At 53.5% G+C, this 15625-nt stretch carries 17 protein-coding genes; 9 read left to right on the plus strand and 8 right to left on the minus strand.

Going from position 1 to position 15625, the window contains the following annotated elements; genetic code table 11:
* Nucleotides 1-51 precede the first annotated feature (51 nt).
* Genes IE073_RS11610 through IE073_RS11620 form a run of 3 tightly spaced genes read left to right on the plus strand, consistent with a single transcriptional unit; the run spans nt 52 to nt 2386 of the window.
* A complete protein-coding gene (locus tag IE073_RS11610) occupies nt 52-750 on the plus strand; it encodes a class I SAM-dependent methyltransferase (protein ID WP_233350037.1) in 699 nt (232 codons plus the stop codon).
* Nucleotides 743-1492 carry a chorismate mutase gene (locus IE073_RS11615; protein ID WP_189586009.1) on the plus strand — a complete coding sequence of 250 codons (750 nt, stop codon included), beginning with the start codon at nt 743-745 and terminating at the stop codon, nt 1490-1492. The genes IE073_RS11610 and IE073_RS11615 overlap by 8 nt, the downstream gene beginning before the upstream one ends.
* Before the next feature lie 6 nt (nt 1493-1498).
* Nucleotides 1499-2386 carry a prephenate/arogenate dehydrogenase family protein gene (locus tag IE073_RS11620; RefSeq protein WP_189586333.1) on the plus strand — a complete coding sequence of 296 codons (888 nt, stop codon included), beginning with the start codon at nt 1499-1501 and terminating at the stop codon, nt 2384-2386.
* A gap of 10 nt (nt 2387-2396) precedes the next feature.
* On the opposite strand, the gene IE073_RS11625 is transcribed toward IE073_RS11620, so the two are convergent.
* Genes IE073_RS11625 through IE073_RS11635 form a run of 3 tightly spaced genes read right to left on the minus strand, consistent with a single transcriptional unit; the run spans nt 2397 to nt 4626 of the window.
* Nucleotides 2397-3065: a YdcF family protein gene (locus tag IE073_RS11625; protein ID WP_189586012.1), complete on the minus strand. Its 669-nt coding sequence runs from the start codon at nt 3063-3065 to the stop codon at nt 2397-2399.
* Nucleotides 3062-3955 carry a cell division protein FtsX gene (locus tag IE073_RS11630; protein ID WP_189586015.1) on the minus strand — a complete coding sequence of 298 codons (894 nt, stop codon included), beginning with the start codon at nt 3953-3955 and terminating at the stop codon, nt 3062-3064. Before IE073_RS11630 ends, IE073_RS11625 begins: the two co-directional genes overlap by 4 nt.
* Complete coding sequence (locus IE073_RS11635) at nt 3952-4626, minus strand: cell division ATP-binding protein FtsE (protein WP_189586017.1); 675 nt, start codon at nt 4624-4626, stop codon at nt 3952-3954. The genes IE073_RS11630 and IE073_RS11635 overlap by 4 nt, the downstream gene beginning before the upstream one ends.
* 72 nt (nt 4627-4698) lie before the next feature.
* Between IE073_RS11635 and IE073_RS11640 the strand changes: the two genes are divergently transcribed.
* Entirely contained in the window at nt 4699-5415 is a 717-nt protein-coding gene (locus IE073_RS11640; RefSeq protein ID WP_189586020.1) for an MJ0042-type zinc finger domain-containing protein, read from the plus strand.
* Here the strand turns inward: IE073_RS11640 and IE073_RS11645 are convergent.
* From IE073_RS11645 to IE073_RS11655, 3 genes are read right to left on the minus strand one after another with little or no spacing between them, the layout of a single operon-like run.
* The gene (locus tag IE073_RS11645; RefSeq protein WP_189586023.1) at nt 5412-8096 is read right to left on the minus strand and encodes a DUF4175 domain-containing protein; all 2685 of its coding nucleotides are present in this window, start codon (nt 8094-8096) and stop codon (nt 5412-5414) included. The two genes, IE073_RS11640 and IE073_RS11645, sit on opposite strands and share 4 nt — an antisense overlap.
* 36 nt (nt 8097-8132) lie before the next feature.
* A complete protein-coding gene (gene lysA / locus IE073_RS11650; protein ID WP_189586026.1) occupies nt 8133-9434 on the minus strand; it encodes a diaminopimelate decarboxylase in 1302 nt (433 codons plus the stop codon).
* 2 nt (nt 9435-9436) lie between these two features.
* Entirely contained in the window at nt 9437-9628 is a 192-nt protein-coding gene (locus IE073_RS11655) for a lipoprotein (RefSeq protein WP_233350039.1), read from the minus strand.
* A gap of 90 nt (nt 9629-9718) precedes the next feature.
* Here IE073_RS11655 and IE073_RS11660 point away from each other — a divergent pair, with 90 nt between their 5' ends.
* Genes IE073_RS11660 through IE073_RS11675 form a run of 4 tightly spaced genes read left to right on the plus strand, consistent with a single transcriptional unit; the run spans nt 9719 to nt 12133 of the window.
* Entirely contained in the window at nt 9719-10498 is a 780-nt protein-coding gene (locus IE073_RS11660) for a hypothetical protein (RefSeq protein ID WP_189586032.1), read from the plus strand.
* A complete protein-coding gene (locus IE073_RS11665; protein WP_189586035.1) occupies nt 10488-11249 on the plus strand; it encodes a hypothetical protein in 762 nt (253 codons plus the stop codon). Before IE073_RS11660 ends, IE073_RS11665 begins: the two co-directional genes overlap by 11 nt.
* A gap of 38 nt (nt 11250-11287) precedes the next feature.
* A complete protein-coding gene (locus IE073_RS11670; protein ID WP_189586038.1) occupies nt 11288-11500 on the plus strand; it encodes a DUF1289 domain-containing protein in 213 nt (70 codons plus the stop codon).
* Nucleotides 11501-12133, plus strand: a complete 633-nt coding sequence (locus IE073_RS11675; protein ID WP_189586041.1) for a hypothetical protein — start codon at nt 11501-11503, stop codon at nt 12131-12133.
* Nucleotides 12134-12136: 3 nt separating this feature from the next.
* On the opposite strand, the gene argH is transcribed toward IE073_RS11675, so the two are convergent.
* On the minus strand, nt 12137-13552 hold the full coding sequence (gene argH, locus IE073_RS11680; protein ID WP_189586044.1) for an argininosuccinate lyase: 1416 nt from the start codon (nt 13550-13552) through the stop codon (nt 12137-12139).
* Between argH and IE073_RS11685 the strand changes: the two genes are divergently transcribed.
* Entirely contained in the window at nt 13551-14135 is a 585-nt protein-coding gene (locus IE073_RS11685; RefSeq protein ID WP_189586047.1) for a TlpA family protein disulfide reductase, read from the plus strand. The two genes, argH and IE073_RS11685, sit on opposite strands and share 2 nt — an antisense overlap.
* A 4-nt stretch (nt 14136-14139) precedes the next feature.
* Here IE073_RS11685 and IE073_RS11690 read toward each other — a convergent pair whose 3' ends face one another.
* A complete protein-coding gene (locus IE073_RS11690) occupies nt 14140-15615 on the minus strand; it encodes a serine hydrolase domain-containing protein (RefSeq protein WP_233350040.1) in 1476 nt (491 codons plus the stop codon).
* Between the last annotated feature and the right edge of the window lie 10 nt (nt 15616-15625).

Below are 15625 nucleotides of genomic sequence, written 5' to 3' on the forward strand. Positions count from 1 at the left end.
ATAAGATTAGAACAATTCTACGCTAGCCCTCTGGGGGGGGCGGCACGAGATATGGCCGCTCGTCGTTTGTCGACACTTTGGCCTGATTTGTGCGGCTGCAATGTGTTGGGATATGGTTATACGTGGCCCTACCTTGCGCCATATGAGCCGAGTGCAAACCGCCTTGTTCTTGCGATGCCGGAAGGCCAAGGCGCGATTGCGCATCAGGGAAGGCGCGGCGTCGCGACAGTCCTGACACAGGGACAGGCATTACCCTTTTCGGATGCGACTTTTGACCGGATTTTAGCAGTCCATATGATGGAAGAATCCGAGACAACGGCCGCCACTCTTTCGGAGCTTTATCGCGTGCTCGCTCCCGAAGGGCGCATTGTTATTATCTGTGCCAACCGTTCAGGTATGTGGGCGCGGGCCGAAGGTTTACCTTTTGGTGCGGGAAGGCCTTATTCCAGACGACAACTCAAAGCGGCCTTGGCGCGGGCAAAATTTATTCCGACCGTCGGGTCCAACGCGCTATATATTCCGCCGACATCCCTTTTAACGCGACCCAGCTTGCTGCGCGGTGCCGAACGGTTTGGGGAGACGGTTTGGCCACGTTTTTCTGGGCTAGTGCTTGTCGAAGCGATCAAGCGCCTTTATGCGCCATCTGACAATGGACACGCTCAAAAAGTGGCGCGTCCAAAATTTTCTGGCGTTCCTGCGCTAAACAAAACGCATGTCAACAAAGGCGGCATAGGTAAGACTGATGTCTGAAGACACTCCTGATATTGAAACGGTTAGACGCGAGATTGATCGTGTTGACACGGCCCTGCTAAAGTTGATCGCGGAGCGTCTGGAGCTCTCTGGACAAGTTCGGAAAGCTAAAGGTGGAATGCGGGTCTGGCGGCCATCGCGGGAAGATAGTCATGTTCGTCAACTTGCTCGCGCTGCGGAAGCCACGCCTGCGTCCTTAGTCTCCACGATTTGGGCTGAGCTCATGAGCGCAAGTCTTGCTGCTCAGGGCCCGATGCGGTTGCACGTCGCGTTAGAAGGGGATGTTCTTTCGAATTGGTCACTGGTTCGCGATCGGTTTGGTGCGGCGCTGGATGTTTTGACCTATCCTACGACGAGTGCTGCGCTTGCAGCCTGTTACGCTGAAGGTGAGGGCGTTGCGGTCTTGCCGTCTCCTGCCCCACCTCCCGGTGGAATGGTCAGTTGGTGGACGGCGCTCGGCCCGGGAGGGGCAATGGAAGGTTTGCATATTCTTGCAGGTTTGCCGCGTACGGGGCGCCGAGATTGGCCTCGTGCCGTTGCGGTCGCGGATGTTGTTTTGACGCCGTCTGGTGCAGACCAAACGCTTCTTTGCGTGAAGGATCAAGACCTGCTGCCCGAAGGCGCAATTTTGAGAGCTGTCTCAGGAGACTTTCGTCTATATAGCTTGGACGGATTCCATGATCTGCCAGCCTCACCCACGCGCCGCGTCATCGGCTGCTTGCCTCGCCCTATCGGGCAATAGAATTGGATTGAACGAATGCGGTTTGAAACACTCTTGATTGTTGGCGGCGGTTTGATCGGAAGCTCCATTGCACGGGCGGCCCGTGCGAAGGACCAATGCAAAACTATCTATATCGCTGACACGTCCGAGGCGGCTTGCAAATCGATCACAGAGCTCGGAATTGCTGACGGTGTTGCAGATGGTCACGCGGATCATTTCGCCGCGCAGGCTGACTTGGTCATTCTTTGTACGCCATCAGCGCGATTGGCGACGACTGCGATGAATTTAATGCCTTCCTTAAAAGCGGGTGCCGTTTTGACGGATGTGGGTTCGGTTAAAGGACATCTTGTCCAAGCTTTGGCAGGCCGTCTGCGGAAGGATATACATTTCGTTCCAGGTCACCCCATTGCGGGAACGGAGAATTCTGGTCCTGAAGCAGGTTTTGCAGAACTTTTCGAAAAACGCTGGTGCGTGCTTACCCCACCAAAGGGCACGAATGAAACCGCGGTTGCTGATCTGATCGCGTTTTGGAAAGGGTTGGGAAGCCTTGTGGAAGTTATGGACCCGTCGCGGCATGACATGGTTATGGCAACGACCTCGCATTTGCCCCATTTGATTGCATACACGTTGGTTGGCACTGCCATCGATATGGAAACTGTCACCAACAAAGAAGTGGTGAAATTCTCCGCTGGCGGTTTCCGCGATTTCACCCGTATCGCGGCATCAGACCCTGTCATGTGGCGCGACGTATTTTTGACCAATAAGACCGCTACTTTAGAAATGGTGGACCGGTTTATCGAAGACCTGACGGCGCTGAAGCGTGCGATCCGATGGGACGACGGGGATATGCTGTTGGATAACTTTGCCAAAACACGGGATATTCGGCGCCGTATTTTGGATGCTGACAAAGACTGACCACTGCGGTTTAGTTATTGGGCGACATCTCTAGCTCAGGTGAACCGATCTCTTTGTCACGCCCGCGCGTGAACGAGACGAGCAGTTTGCCATATTCCTGCGCGAGACGTTTGGTCCGATCTGCTGATTTGTACCAAGTTCGACTATCAGCGCGTTCAACGGGATAAGGGGTAATCCGTATGCGCCCAGCTGCTGACGCAATTTCGACTTTGGCGCGGGGCATATGGTAAGAACTGGTCACCAAGATGATGTGATCATAGCCTAAAGCCTCGGCCCAATCGGCCGTTTCACGCGCATTTCCAAAAGTATCTTTGGCTACATAGTCTAGATCCAAACAGCAGTCTGCCAAGTCATCTGATAATCCGGTCAACTCTTTGATCTGCGGCGGCGCATTGCTCTCGTGGACGCCCGAAATCAGGAGCCTCTCGCCTTTTTTGGCAGCAAGCAGATCGACACCGGCCTGTAGCCGCCCGCCACCTTTGCCTGTCCAAACGACGATGCCGTCTGCAATGGGAACCTCTGTTGGGGGGCCTATTTTGTCGACATATTGGGCAAATGCGAGAAAGCCGCCGAACGCTAAAGACAAGGTACCGATAATCAGAAATAGGAAAAATCGCGTCCAACCCCGTCTTTTGGTTTGGGGCTTGATATCTTTACGGTTTTTGGCCCTGCGCTTCACAGGCGCTTCCGTTCAAAGGCTAACTGCCGAGTAGCGGTTAGCCCTGCGGCGCCCGCGCAAATTACGGCGAAAACAGCTCCCAATCCGATCAGCCACAGCAGATCTTTAAATCCGGCACCCAAGCCGCTCCATCCCAAACCACCCCAGTCACCCATGATGGAAAGTAGAAGCCAGAGCAGGCCTGCAAGCCCTAATCCTATAGATGCGCCAATGGCGCCACGTCGAAAAGCTTGGCCGATGAAGAGTTTTGCGATGAACTTGTCGCTGGCGCCGACTTGGACGAGTACGCGAATAATCTCTTTTTGCGCGGTCATACTGGCGCGTGTTGCAAAAATATTCACGCATAATCCAGCAAGTAAAACGAGACTCAAAGTCCCGATGCCAATCGCAACAAGTCGTCGTACCGTTCCTCGCAATTGATCCGCATAGCGGGAATTATCGTCAATATTAGACGTTAGGCCAATATCATCCAACGTCGCTCGAACCCGCTCGGCCGATAGCTCCTTACCCGTAATATTGATCAACGCAGGAACAGGTAGATTATCGGGGAGAACCGTATTTCCCAGCCACGGACGCAGCAGGTCGCGGGCGGCGCTTTGGTTGACGACTTCTATGTCCGCACCTGGCAGCGCATTGGCCAGTGCTATACTGGCGGTCGAGGTTTGTGGGGCCCAATCATTGGTGTTTTCTAAAATGAGCTGGACTGTAAGCGTATCTGAGAGTTGGCTCTGCCAATCTGTAGATAGGCGCATGGAACCGCGCGCAAATAGCAGCGCACATCCCGCTAGCAGCGCCATGATGACTAAAACCACCCAAAGCGCGCGCGCGTTACGTAGTTTGGTAGGTAGAAGCGGAGCCTCTTGCGGTTGAACTGACAGGGCGGCACTCATTGCGATTTGCCCTTAAATACACGACCTTCTTCGATCCGCAGAACGCGCGCGTCTAATTCATCGATCAGATGCGTGTCATGCGTCGCGATCAGAACAGTAGCCCCCATACGGTTCATTTCTGAAAAGAGGCGCAGCAAACGTCTGCCGATGACGGGGTCAACGTTCCCTGTAGGCTCATCCGCAATCAAAAGGTCAGGCTTTGCAATCACGGCGCGAGCGATTGCACAGCGTTGTTTTTCGCCGCCCGACAATGTCGGCGGGAGGGCCTGCATCCGGTGTCCAAGACCGACCCACTGGAGGAGCTCTACCACATCGGCGTTATATGTACTTCTTGATTGACCTGAAACCCGCAGCGGTAAGGCCACATTTTCATAAACGCTAAGATGCTCAATGAGGTGGAAGTCTTGCAAAACCACACCAATTCGACGTTTGATGGCCTGACGTTCTGGGTTTGTAAGGAGGGCGCTATCGCGGCCAAACATCCGGATCAAACCGCGTGAGGGGATGAGTGACAGATAACAGAGTTTAAGCAGCGTCGATTTCCCAGCACCAGAAGGACCCGTTAAAAAGGTGAAGCTACCTTGCGGTAAATCCAATGTGGCATCGGTCAACACTTCAGGTCCGCGCCCGTAGCGAAGGGCGACGCGCTCAAAATTGACTAGGTCCGGCATGGTGGACATTTGGGCCTGTTGTGGCACGGTCGGATTTACCTTTTGACTGACTCGCAATACGTTCGAACCTCTATGATACTGACATGCCCAGAATGTTCCACTCGTTATATGGCAAAGGCGGGTACGATTGACATGAATGGTCGGTCTGTTCGCTGCGCCCGCTGCGAAAATGTCTGGTTTGTTGAGGGGAGCGCACCTGATACGCTGCCTGACGCTTTGGCGTTGGAGGACAATCAGACGGTCCTAATCGAGGCGGAGCCCGATCCGCAGCCGGAATTGCCCTTCGTTCCGGTCCCATCTGTCCCCCAGATTGGGGCGCATACACGGCTTCGGGATAAGGTAGACGCTGAGAAAATTGCTAAGCGCCGCCGTTCTCTTCGTTTGATTTGGGCCGTTCCTGTGATCGGTTTGCTGGCTGCAGCTTCAGTTTCGCTTCTAAAGCGTCAGGCTATTGTTGATCAATATCCTGCTACGGCGACGATTTACCAAGCTCTTGGCTTTAACGTTAAAGCTGGAGGCCTAGATGTCGGCGATCTTTCGACGGAGACTTTGATCGTCGATGGAGAAACGATTTTGCGGGTGACAGGGCAAGTTCGAAATTTACTCGCCAAGGCGCAAACCTCACCCATGCTGCAAATGCGGCTCGAAAACCGTTCTGGTGAACCGCTTGCCGATTGGTTTGTCGATGTCGGGCAAATCGAAGCGAAGGGTGTAAAACAGATTGAAACCGACTACCCAAACCCACCAATTGATGGCGTAGAGCTCCGATATCGTTTTGTCGAAGACTAGAACCGCTTTAGTAATCTTTCCAAATATTGACGCTCTTCTTCGTCGCGTTGTTGTTCCGCCGCGCGGCGTCGGAGCTCTTCAAGCAATTCGCGCGAGCGCGTGGCATTATCGCGTTGATCAATGTCCGCCGTTTCATTGCCACCATTAAAGCCGTCGTCACTCCGACCCAAGGGATCCTGTCCTTCGCCACTTTCGCTGTCGCCGTTCTGCGACACTGCCGCGGCTAAAGCTTCTCCTGCGTTGCGCAGGGCCTGCACAGCCTCAGCTTGGGCCTCTCCCGCGATGGCAAGGTCGCCGTTGGAAAGGGCATCTTCACTGCGGCGCATAGCTTCTCTAGCTGCGCCCAAACCCTCTGCGAGTTGATTTTGGAGGTCCCCTGACCCGCCTGCACCGCCGGTTTCGCCCTGTTGCGGACCCGACTCGGTCCCAGCCCCGGGTGCGGTTTCACTGCCGCCAGGTGTCTGTCCAGCGTTGCCTTCGGTTTGGCCTTCGCCTTGTCCTTGACCTTGACCCGTTTTGCCGTCCTCACCTTGAGCGCCTGGATCACCTTGACCGTCTGTGGGTAAGGCGTCGCCTAAATCATCCAACAGATCGCGTAACTCAGCTTGTCGTTTTGCCAACTCTTGAGGGTCTAGCGACTCTTCGGATTGATCATTCCGGTCGGCGCGATCAGTCTCATCCTGCAAATCGCGCTGCTTGCCTGTCAAATCCGCGAGGTCTTCGAGCTGTTTCTTCTCTTCCTCAGACATGTCGCCGCTAGACGGTTCTCCGCCTTCGCCGCCTCCACCGCCCTGCGACATTTGGATTTGCATGTTTTCGAGAAGTTCAGCCAGTCGCGCGAGAGCTAATCGGGCTCCTTCGGTATCCCCAGCGGCGTTCGCTTCCTCAATGGCTTTCATAAGCTCCTGAATTTCATCGAGGCTTCCCATCGGGGAGCTTCCTCCTCCGCCGCCATTTGCTGCGCTGCTGCCTTCTTCTTGCGCTTTGCGGCGAAGTTCTTCGGTATATGCGTCGACCGCCAAATTATAACGTTCGAAAAGTGTATCAATCTCACGCTTTGATGCGCGTCGGGCAATTCCCTCGCGGAGCGCGGATTCGGCTTCACGCATTTCTTCCAAAGCGCTGCCCAATGTTCCAAATTCAGCACGCAGAGCGATCTTCCATAGATTTTCGGGTAGGCTTTGAAGCTCTACTATGCTCTCCGCATGGCGCATTTGGGACCGAATATGGCGGAGCCCCATAAAGATTGCCGGGTCTTTGTAAAAGCCAGCAGGCTCTTCGGTGATCGCTTCTATCAGTAACGTTGCGCGCTGGATCGGCGCGGGCGCTCGGTCCCAGTGTAACCGTGGCTGATATTCATTTGAATAGCCATCACTGGGCACCCACTCTGGCCTAGGGCGCGGCGCGTATGTTTCGTCAAGGCCCGCCATCACGAGCGTGCGTTGCTCAGCAATGGCTTTTGCTAAGGGTTCGACAAATATTTTGTCCGGGACAGTGAACCAAACGGGCTCGGACACGCCAGTTTGCCCTGCACCATCTTTGGCAACCAAACGGCCGATAACCTTACGACCCGCATAGCGAGTTTTTGATAGATCTAGCGCGGCTTTCGCCCGCTCTACATTCGTCAAGCTTGACCCTGATAGAGGAATATCTGCGCGGATTGTCACGTTATCAAAAGCAGATGCAATTTCAGTGTCATCGCTGAGTAGCGCCATTTCTAGCTCTAAATTTTCGACCCCGAAATCGTCAATCAGTCCATAAGCCAGAACAAGCCGGTCGCGTTTATCGACTTCCGGCGGGTCAATAATGTCAACGCTGGGTGGGGTATCCTCCGTAACATTCAAAGCAAATATACGACGCGACAACCCGACCCTAAATTCTATGTTAGCGCTTTCCTCGATGACTTGGCGGATTTCAAAACTTTTTGCCCCAAGCCGTTGAGGCGTTAAAAATTTAGAGCGCCAGCCTTGCGTCAGGCGCGGGCGGGGTGCGTCTTTCACGCCAGAGAGGCGCGCAACAAATTCACTGCCTGCCGGTACCGCAATATCCGCGCCATCTTTGAAATAGATTGGCGGGCGTCCCGTATAAGCGGGCGGATCAATCCAAGCTTCATAGCTGATGTCGCTGGACCGAATGTCGGACTGCCAACTGGGTGCTGCGGCCGAGCGCAACCGCTCAAATGAAAACCCAGCCATGTAGATTGCCGCTAGACCGAGGGCGACAGGCAGAAAAATTCGAACGAAGTAAGGGTCAACTGTTGAAAGCGCCGGACGCGGTTTTGCTGACCGTAAGGCTGTTGCCTGCGCGAGCGCGGCCTTTTGATGAGCTGGCCAAGCTTCCGCTGACAGGGCAGGACGGTCGTCAAGGACGTCCAGCGGACGATGGGCTTGCCCTGAGTCTGCTTCCACACGGCGGCGTGCATCTGATCGGGTTGGTGTGCGAAGTTTGAGCGCGCGGAGAATGCTCCGTACAACGAAAAACAAGGTTGCGGCGAGCGCAATTAATCGGACTGGGTCGCCAAACCATTGCCAGACGCCGAGCCACGCCCCGAGTACGAATAGGCCAATCGCGCTCGCTGCAGGTGCGAGGGTCGGGGCGTAGGTTTCCCAGAACAACCGCAGGCGCGCGCGCGCTACAAGGCGGCGGGTCGTTTGGATAACAGTGTCGAGCGAGTCAGACATTGATTTGACTATACCGAGAGGAAGACAGCTGTCGCCTTAAACTTCCGTGACATTTTCGTCTTTTGTCAGTGGTGTCTTCAACCATTCCGGCATGGACTCGGTTTTCAAAATGTCTTCCACCGTCGGGCGTGCGCGAATGACGGCATAATCAGCGCCATTGACCAAAACTTCAGGCACTAATGGACGGGTGTTATATTGGCTAGCTTGTGCGGCGCCATAGGCCCCAGCCGAATGAAGTGCGATTAAATCACCGCTTTCCAAGGCCGCCATTTCTCGACCTTTTGTGAATGTGTCACCACTCTCACAAATAGGGCCGACCACATCGTAGGTTTCGAGTTGATCCAAATTACCCTGCTTCACAGGTTCGATGTCGTGATAGGCATCATAAAGAGCGGGTCGCAGCAGGTCATTCATGGCGGCATCTATGATCAGGAAATCTCGGTCTTCGCCGCGTTTCACATAGAGCACCTCAGAGAGAAGCACGCCGGAGTTACCCGCGATCATGCGGCCAGGCTCAAAGATCATCTCAACATCTAAATCAGCGGTCAGACGTTTGACGAGCTCCGCATATTCTGAAGGGGGCGGCGGAACGGTTGCATTATTCCCGTAAGGAATGCCCAGACCACCACCAATGTCGAAGCTGGAGATCGTGTGCCCTGCTTTTCGCAGACGCGCGATCAAGCCGTTGACCTTGAGAATCGCGGCTTCGAAGGGAGCCAAATCAGAGATTTGACTGCCGATATGTACATCGACGCCGACGATCTGAATGCCAGGCAAGTCTGCGGCCTCGGCATAGGTGCTTTCAGCCTGCGACCAAGCAATTCCGAATTTGTTCTCTTTTTTACCTGTTGAAATTTTTGCGTGTCCACCCGCCGTAACATCTGGGTTAACTCGGAAGGCAACAGGAGCCACTTTTCCCATTTCAACAGCTACGGCGTTGAGTACGCGAAGCTCGGCGAGGCTTTCCACGTTGAAGACGCGAATGCCCGCAGTCAGGGCTTCGCGCATCTCAATGCGGGTCTTTCCGACGCCCGAGAATACAATTTTATCAGCAGGGATGCCCGCCATGAGGGCGCGTTTAAGCTCTCCGCCTGAAACGACATCTGCGCCCGCACCTTGCTGGGCGAGGGTCGCCAAGACTGCGATATTAGAATTGGCCTTGACTGAATAGGCGATCAGCGCGCGTGTATCGGCAAAGCTGTCTGCGAAGACGCGGTAATGCCGAGTGAAAGTCGCTGTCGAATAGACATAAACAGGAGTCCCGACCTCTGCCGCAATCTTTGATAGAGGCACATCTTCGGCAAACATGTTGCCGTCACGATAATCGAAATGACGCATGTTTATTCGTCGACTTCGGGGTCAGCGAGAGGGTCAAAGTTGTCGTCATCATCATCTTTATCAAGATCTTCTGTCGGGACGCGATCACTATCAGTGACTGAGTCACCCCCAAAAATCGGCGGCGGGGTTTTTAAATCCCCCCGAATCCCGCATCCCGCCAGAAGGCTGGACGCCAAGAGTGAAAGAATCGTCATTTTTAAGCTGAAGTTCAGCTTGCTAGGGCTAGTGTTCTGCATGGTCGTCCTCACTGTCAGGATTGCACGCATATAAGGAAATGGGTTCGGATGAAATACGCAATTGTATCATCGATTGTCACAGTCTCGTTTCTTTTTGGGCAGACGAGTTTGGCAAATGACGTGGAGTTGCGTGGCGAGACGTTTTGCTTTCCCGCCAAAGACGTTCCCAAATTGGTGCGTAAGCTATCAGAAGTGAAAGCAGATCGTCGAGATATTGTAGACGTTCAGCTCGCACCGCGGTTTATTATCAAAGACGAAGGCGTTTGGCCCGAACGGTTCTATCTGGCGGAAAATGGGGTCGAGGTCACCCCGCTTCCATTTTCTCAAGAGACAGGCGCGGTTCCAACATTCTTAGATGCCACATCAGCGCGTCCAGAGAGCGATATTTGCATAGACGACCCGACCCGCGCAGATCGGCCGCGTGACGATGAGGGGCTTTACTTCGAGATGGGTCTTTCTCCTTTTTTCAAAACGTCAACGGGCGCTCATAGTTTAGCGGAGCTGGAGAAGGGGGCGAAAGATGGAAAGAAATTCTATAAGACGATGTTGCCTAGTTGGGCGGCGCTATTAATGCCAGATGCGGACTACTTTGCCATTCGCATGCTGGACCCAAATTTAAAGCCGATGGCTTTCGCGTTGACCGGGCAGGGAGAGATGGCGCTGGACATCAAAGTCGTTAAAGACATGTGGATCGTAAGTTTGGACGATATCCAAGCGCTTCAAGCCTCAAAGCTAATCGTTCGCGGTGGGGCTTATAATTTACAGCCCGTTCCGTCACCTAAAAACCTCGTTAGATTCGGCTGGGGAGACGCCACAGATGAAAAATAAGGTCATACTTGCCGGTATTATTGCCGGGGTGAGCTCGCCTGCGTTTGCCGGTGAACCCTGCCGATCGGCCAAAGATTTTGTTAGACTGGCGCAGGGTTTTTATGGTCCGTCGCCCGAACTAACGAATATTATCACACCAGAGTTGAGTATGGTTTTTCGTGGTATAAATGGACATCCCGTGCCCTCACACATACTCTTTCGCCACGAAGGGACGGAGCGCCGATTTGCCATTGTCGACGGGACTTTGGTCGGAATAGAAGAGGTGGCGAAATTCTCGAAAGACTCTGAGATGTGTCGATTGATTGCGGGAGAAATGGCTCCAGATGTAGATGGGGACACGACGGCCGCAAATTTAGTATTCACCTTTTCGTACAAGCGCAGAGACGGCAACTTCACGATTGATGAAATCCTTGAAGGGGCCAAAGATGGCTCCAAAGTTTTAAACGGTTTAGCCCCCAGTGGATTAGGCTTTGCTGTCCCTGGGTTGAAAGCCATTGTAGTGACCCCCGCCGAAGGGAAAACGGACTTGCCCAGTGTTAATTTTTCTCGAAAGGGTAAAGCTGTTTCCATACCAATCTCTAAAAGTGGAACCGCGCAATTTTTGAGATTAAAGGACATTCGCGCCGCGAAAGCCGACACATTACAGATCGAAGGTGATTACAAAATGGTCGCAACTTTCAAATTTGACCCGGATGACATGGCGAAAGAAGAGGCTGCGCGTCTGGCCAAAGTTACAGAGAGCGAAAACTGAGACTTTGCACGTCACATATTGCCAGCTAGGTGGGTGTCATGACGTCTCACTTAAACACCGAAAGCCCATGCAAGCTTATCTGCACACTTGATATTTTGTTAGGAGTCTGCACGGCGTGCGGGCGCACGAGGGGTGATATTGCGCAATGGACACGCTATAGCGACGCTCAGCGTGCCCTCGCAAATAATGAGGCCAGCAAACGTATGAAGGCTTTTGCTGAAGCGGACTCCGGCACCGAGAAGGGGAATTAAATGACTGATCCTACGCCGAAACCAGACCGCACGGAGATGTGGAAGGCTCTAAAATGGACGATCATTTTATTGATAACGCTAATCGCGGCGTTCGGCGTTTTTAAAATTTGGCAGGTGGCGACGGCTCCAGCCCGGGTCGTCAGTGACGCGACAAGCTCAGTCAAAGCGAGCGCATCCGCCATGATGAACCGACTTGAAGTGCCGGTGCGAAACCAACGACGGTTTGACAAAATTGCGGATGAGAGCTTCGAATATCTGAATAGCATGCCAGAAAAACCGCCCGCTGGCGTCAAAGATCGTGGATTCCGCCTTGCAAATTTACGCGGCGCACAAGATCGTGTTTGCGAGATGTCTCATGATTTTGGGAACGGAGACATCCCTGTTTATTTATCCGCTGACAATGCTGCCCATGAGTCAGCAAATGCCGTCGGTTCAAATGCGGATCGTCTCATCCGCGTTGTCGTGGTCAGCCCAGAACAAACATTAGGTTTAAATGTCGAATATGATCAAGACGCGGACAATTGGACCCTCGGATGGCGTCCAAGTTCGGTAAATAAACCTTATCCCGACAATTGGGCAGAAGGGCCAATGACAGAAATTCTGGCCCGCGCTCCTAAATCCTGTGGCGCTTAGGGCCTAATCTAATTCGGCTTTCCAACGCGCAACTTGATGGCGCACATTATTGGGTGCGGTCCCGCCATAGCTTGTGCGGCTTGTAGCAGAAGCCAAGGGTGTGAGGACGGAATAAATGTCATTCGTAATTCGCGCTTCGACAGATTGCATGTCCTTAAGGGACAGCGCGTCGAGGGTTTTGCCTTGGGCTTCAGCTAAGGCGACAATTGTACCTGTGACATGGTGAGCGTCACGGAATGGCATATTCAAATTCATGACAAGCCAATCGGCAAGGTCTGTGGCCGTTGAGAAAGCGGCACCCGCAGCATCGGCTAGTCGATCTTTGTTGGGAGTCATATCCGCAACCATGCCCGCCATTGCGGCTAGGCCGAGCTCCAATGCGTCGAAAGCATCGAACACAGGTTCTTTATCTTCTTGCATATCCTTGGAATAAGCCAGCGGTAGGCCCTTCATCACGACCGCGAGGGATGTCAGCGCACCCAAGATACGTCCAACTTTCGCGCGGACGAGTTCCGCCGCATCAGGGTTTCGCTTTTGCGGCATAATCGAACTGCCGGTGGTGAACGCGTCCGATAGAGAGATGAAACGGAATTGAGCACTCGTCCAAATGACGATTTCTTCTGACAGTCGTGAGAGATGCGTTGCGCAAATCGTCGCCGCTGCGAGCGCTTCCAACGCAAAGTCACGTGCAGATACAGCGTCCAATGAGTTTGCCATCGGGCGGTCGAAACCTAATGCCTTGGCCGTCATATCACGATCGATATTGTAAGGGGTGCCGGCAAGCGCTGCTGCGCCCAGCGGGCTTTCATTCATGCGCTTCCGCGCATCTGCGAAACGGGACCGATCCCGCGCAAACATTTCGGCATAGGCCAACATATGATGGCCAAATGTAACAGGTTGCGCGCTTTGCAGATGGGTGAACCCCGGCATTATCGTGTCAGCATGGGCTTCGGCTTGCGTGACTAGGGCTTCAATAAGCGCCGTGAGTTGTATTCCAAATAAGTCCAGATGATCGCGGGTCCAGAGACGAAAATCTGTCGCGACCTGATCATTGCGCGACCGACCCGTATGGAGGCGTCCCCCCGCATCACCGATTTTATCCTTCAACCGGGCTTCAATATTCAGATGAATATCTTCTAGATCGTTAGAGAAGGGGAAGGTGCCCGCATCAATCTCGGCCTTAATGTCATCCAAACCGCCGTGAATGGCGTCGCGGTCGGCAGGTGTGATAATGCCTTGTTTTGCCAGCATGTCAGAATGGGCTTTCGATCCAGCGATGTCTTGATCAGCCAGACGTTGGTCAAATCCGATGGACACATTGATGGCTTGCATCAGCGCGCCAGGGCCTGCGGCGAAGCGTCCGCCCCACATCTTTTGCCCCTTACCTTTTTCCGTCTTGGGCTCTATCTGTTCGCTCATGACATCCTCATTCTTTTCTCTTGGCAATGCGATCCGCACATTTTTTCTCGTGGGGCTTTTCGGCGTGCTATTTGTCGTTGTCCAGTCCTGTCAACAACCCGCAAGTGGATTAGACCGTTATGCGGTTGGTAGCCTAAAGAAATTGACAGCCCGTGAAGCGCCGCCTGTTCTACCGACGTCCACCTTTGAGACTGCAGATGGTCGAAAAATGACCCTAGCGGATTATCGCGGAAAGACAGTCGTTCTGAATGTGTGGGCGACTTGGTGCCCGCCTTGTATCAAAGAAATGCCATCTTTGGACCGCTTGCAAGATATGCGCGGTGGCGATGATTTCGAAGTCATCACAATATCAATCGACCGCACGAAATATGAACCAGCTAAGTTCTTTGCAGATAATGATATTCAAAACCTTGTGCCCTATCATGACGGGTCTTTTGGCATCCCGGGGAACCTACAACTACGGGGCTATCCCACAACAGTTATTTATAACAGGGATGGCCGTGAGATCGCGATATTAGAAGGCGAAGCCGAGTGGGACAGCAAAGAAGCATTGGCTCTCATGGATTATTTAATCACGAGATAGCACTTCACTCCAATGTCTGCAGGACCTCAGCGACAAATCGTGGTCCGTCGAAGTAGTTTTCTTGCCAATCGTAGCCACGCCTCACTATGACCGCCTTGCGGGAGGGTATGATAATCAGGAACTGACCACGATTGCCCAACGCAGCGTAAGTGTCATTTGGCACGCCAGGATAATTTTCATAACGCCAAAATTGTGCACCATATCCGCGTCCAGCTTCTGACGCTGCATCACCCAGCCTATTCGGCGGCTGAGCAGGCGCTGGCGTGGCGACGTAACTCGCCCAGCCCTTAGGGAGAATACGTTTTGGTTTGCCGTCATAAGCCCAGACACCGTCATCCAAATAAAGCTGCCCTAAACGGCCCAAGTCGCGAGCGGTTGTCCAGACTTGGCTGGATAGAATGAAATCCCCACCCCAATCCATTTCTGGTACAGTGTTATACATGCCAATCGGGTGGAGCAGCGACTTAAACGGGAACGCGTGATAGCGTCGGTCATTATCCATGGCCTCGCGCAGGGCTCGCATGACTAGCATTGTATCGTTGTTTGCGTATTTCCAGCGGGCGCCCGCCGGGGCCTCCAGTGCATTTCGGGTGGCCTGTTGCGCCATTAATCCGCCGCCGAAATAGACTTGATCTGTCCGGTTTCCCGCTTTTCCAGCTTCTGGATCGCTATGCAAACCACTGGCCATATGAAGCAAGTTTTCAATTGTGATCGCACGACGTGGATCGCCGCGGCCTGACCAAGCCTTCAGCCCAGCAGGGGCCGAAACGTCAATATAGTCTTTCTCAACTGCTGCACCGATCAGGCTAGCCCCGATCGACTTTGCAACAGACCATGTTCGTTGTGAAGTGTCTTTGGTCCACCCGTCTCGATAGGCTTCCCCTACGAGGCGTGTGTTTTGCAAGATAAGGATAGATGTTGTCTCTCCTCCAAAACCGCCATCAAAAGCTCTCTTCATAACAGCGTTCAAGGCGGGTTGATCAATTTCGTCTGGCAGGGGTGTATTGGGCAAGCTGTCGCCCATTGGCCAAGCCACGTCCGACATGTTCCGTTCAGCGGATTTAAGTTTCACCCGGGGTAAATATTTGATCGCAGACATATCCGCACCTTGGGGTAGGGCGGTGCATCCCAAATGTTCTCGCCAAGCCGAAATGCGCGGCGGCATATCGTCCGCGAAACTGACGCTAACGGTTTTTGAGGCGACATCAATTTGGGCCTGCCCTGTTGCGCCCATACCCGCCGCGAAATCAGGATAAATATTAGAAAGCTCATCTGACTTGATTTGCTCTACTGACTTACCTGCATTGAAAACGGCGGAGCAGGTAAACATCGCTTTATAGCCCGCGGCAAGCGCCCGATCCTGTCGGGAAATTTCGGCCGACGTCTGGGTTTGGGCGACGGCGTGAACCCCGACGCCAATTGTCAACGCAGTTCCATATAAGAGGCCAATGAACGAATTTGGAATCTTGCGCGGCATCATCGGCTCACCC

This window comes from Litorimonas cladophorae (genome assembly GCF_014652455.1).
GTDB classification, from domain to species: Bacteria; Pseudomonadota; Alphaproteobacteria; order Caulobacterales; family Maricaulaceae; genus Litorimonas; species Litorimonas cladophorae.